Source organism: Aestuariivirga sp., assembly GCF_041738905.1.
GTDB lineage: Bacteria > Pseudomonadota > Alphaproteobacteria > Rhizobiales > Aestuariivirgaceae > Aestuariivirga.
In genome coordinates, this window is record NZ_JBGSOZ010000224.1 from 1 (window position 1) to 2,433 (window position 2,433).

The 2,433-nt window shown below is 62.5% G+C and carries 4 protein-coding genes; 2 read left to right on the forward strand and 2 right to left on the reverse strand.

The window, feature by feature from the left end; translation table 11 throughout:
* The coding region (locus tag ACEW8Q_RS22785) for a pyridoxine 5'-phosphate synthase (RefSeq protein ID WP_373506375.1) at positions 1 to 179 on the forward strand (179 nt) is incomplete at its 5' end.
* The gene (locus ACEW8Q_RS22790) at positions 179 to 802 is read left to right on the forward strand and encodes a LysE family transporter (RefSeq protein WP_373506372.1); all 624 of its coding nucleotides are present in this window, start codon (positions 179 to 181) and stop codon (positions 800 to 802) included. The genes ACEW8Q_RS22785 and ACEW8Q_RS22790, both read left to right, overlap by 1 nt.
* 292 nt (positions 803 to 1,094) lie before the next feature.
* Here the strand turns inward: ACEW8Q_RS22790 and ACEW8Q_RS22795 are convergent, their stop codons facing one another.
* Together ACEW8Q_RS22795 and ACEW8Q_RS22800 are read right to left on the reverse strand one after the other, a co-directional pair.
* A complete protein-coding gene (locus ACEW8Q_RS22795) occupies positions 1,095 to 1,502 on the reverse strand; it encodes a universal stress protein (protein WP_373506373.1) in 408 nt (135 codons plus the stop codon).
* Positions 1,503 to 1,558: 56 nt separating this feature from the next.
* The gene (locus ACEW8Q_RS22800) at positions 1,559 to 2,395 is read right to left on the reverse strand and encodes a universal stress protein (protein ID WP_373506374.1); all 837 of its coding nucleotides are present in this window, start codon (positions 2,393 to 2,395) and stop codon (positions 1,559 to 1,561) included.
* Between the last annotated feature and the right edge of the window lie 38 nt (positions 2,396 to 2,433).

Genomic DNA, 2,433 nt, shown 5'->3' on the forward strand with positions numbered 1-2,433 from the left:
GTGCGGGGCTTGGCCTCAACGCCGGCCATGACCTGACGCGCGCCAACCTGCCGCCGCTGGTGGCGGCCCTGCCCAATCTGGCCGAGGTCTCGATCGGCCATGCCATCATCGCCGATGCGCTGACCTTCGGCCTGGCCGACACCGTGCGAAAGTTCCGTCATGCCATCGGCGACCTGTGATGACCGCGTCTGATCTCCTCCTGCTTCTGTCCATCGGTTTCGTCCAGCTCCTGGCGGTGATCTCGCCGGGGCCGTCCTTCCTGATCACGGCGCGGACCGCGGTGGCGCGCTCGCGCCTCGATGGCGTCAAGGTGGCGCTGGGGCTGACCGCCGGCACGGTCATCTGGTCCAGCGCGGCGCTTCTCGGTCTCAATGCCGTGTTCCACGCCATGCCCATGCTGTTCATGGCGATGAAGATGGCGGGCGCCCTGTTCCTGCTGTGGATCGCCTGGCAGATTTTCCGGCATGCGAAGGACCCCATCGCGATGGATGGCGCCGATGCCACCGGCAATCCCTTCATGCGCGGATTCCTGACCCAGCTTGCCAATCCGAAGGTGGTGGTCTTCTTCGGCTCGATCTTCATCGCAATGCTGCCCGCCAGCGTCCCGCTCTGGATGACCCTGGCGCTGATTGCCATCGTCAGCTTCAACGAATTGTGGTGGTACACGGTGGTGGCGCTGTTCTTCGGCTCAGGCCCCGTGCGCAGCTTCTATCTCCGCGCCAAGGCCTGGATCGACCGCATCACCGGCCTTTTCCTCGGCGCGCTCGGCCTCCGCCTCCTGTGGGCCGCGCGCGACGTCTAGCGTTTCAAGCCACACGCGGACATGGCCTGTCATTCGCCCATGACGGCTTCCGAGGCGAAAGCGGCCCTGTTCGGCCTACGCGGCGATGCCGGAGCAGGGCCGGAAGCGGACATCGGGTGATTCGCGATGTGAAGTCGTGCGCAGCGACAAAGTCACCCGGCGCTCAAAAATACGCACGTCTTGGGGCAAGAACCGTCAGCTGCCACTTCGCGAAAAGCTGCCAGGTGCTGGGGCGTCAGTGATGGCAACAGCTACCACTCTCGGCACGACCGATCGAGCGTAGTCATATCAGCTAATGAACGATCATCACCGGGCATGCAGCCTGACGCAATACACTGTTCGAAACCGAACCCAGGATGAAGGCTTTGATGCTGCCCATGCCGGATGCTCCCATAACGATGAGATCGACGTGATTCGACAAGGCAGCCTCGATAATTGCGTAAGCGACATCGCGCGAATGCTCTTCCAAGACCCGATGCGAGGGGGTTCCACTCTCGGAGACGACTTTACCTACATGCTTCCTGATCTCGGAAACCTGCTCGTTGGTCCAGACTTCCAGCACGTCGTGGCGTCCAACAATGAACTGCCGGACCAGAAGCACGACCAGATCTGCTCCGAGTGCCTTCGACAACAGCGCTGCGTGCTCGAGCGCGCGATAAGATGGGGCGGAACCGTCAACTGCAGCCAGAATTGTCTTCATGTTGGATCCCTTTGCCTTCGAAGAAACGGAGCAAATCAAACTCTCCAGTCCCGCCATCAATGCGAGAGCAGAATCGGCAGCCTTATCTCCTTGAGGACGCCCTTGGTTGCACCACCCAGGACGAAGTCACGCAGGCGGGAATGTCCGAAGCCTCCCATCGCCAGCAGCTTCGCGCCTTCCGACAGCGCCGCTTCCTGCAAGGCCGTGGAGATGCTCCGCTTGTCGAGAGCAATGTCCGCGGACTTCGCATCGTATCCGCGTGTCTTCAGCCACGACGCAAGGGTTCCGGCAGGATCGGCGCCACTCAGCGGCTTTTCGTCCTTGACCGTGAGGACCGAGACACGACCGCCCTCGTCGAGATACGGCAAGGCATCGTAGAGCGCGCGGGCTGCAAAGCGACTTGCATCCCAGGCGATCGCGACATGGTCGAGGCCGGAAACCGTTGATGTCGCGGGCACGAGCACGGTGGGGCGGCCAGAACCAAAGACGACGGCTTCAGACAGGTCCTGCGCGGAGACCGTCTCGCCCGTCCAGGGCAGCACGGCGAGGTCGAAGTAGCGGGCATCGCCCGCGGCGACATCGAGCGCCGCCCCGAGCATGATCTCGCGGCTCCTGCACTGGATCTTCGGGCCTGGCCCGGCAGCGCCGTTGACAAGAGCTTCGAGGCGGCGGCATTCGGCCTTGCTCCGTTCCTCGGTGCCGTGCACGAGGCTCGGTACGTCAAGAAGCAGTCCGCCCATGGGCGAGTAGAGCTGCGGAATCTTCACGGAGAAGACTGAAACATGCAGGCCGCACTTCAACTTCGACGCAAAGTCGATGGCAGCAAGAATGGCCTGATCCGGAACAGCTTCGGGATAGGTGTTCAGGGGCATGTAGGCGATACGGGTCGTCATTGCACGTGCTCCATCAGGTCGCTTGTGTTCCGAGAGTT

Excerpts from the sequence above, each read along its gene's own strand:
- ACEW8Q_RS22795 (WP_373506373.1), bottom strand. The coding sequence starts at position 1,502 with ATGAAGACAATTCTGGCTGCAGTTGACGGTTCCGCCCCATCTTATCGC.
- ACEW8Q_RS22790 (WP_373506372.1), top strand. The coding sequence starts at position 179 with ATGACCGCGTCTGATCTCCTCCTGCTTCTGTCCATCGGTTTCGTCCAG.
- ACEW8Q_RS22800 (WP_373506374.1), bottom strand. The coding sequence starts at position 2,395 with ATGACGACCCGTATCGCCTACATGCCCCTGAACACCTATCCCGAAGCT.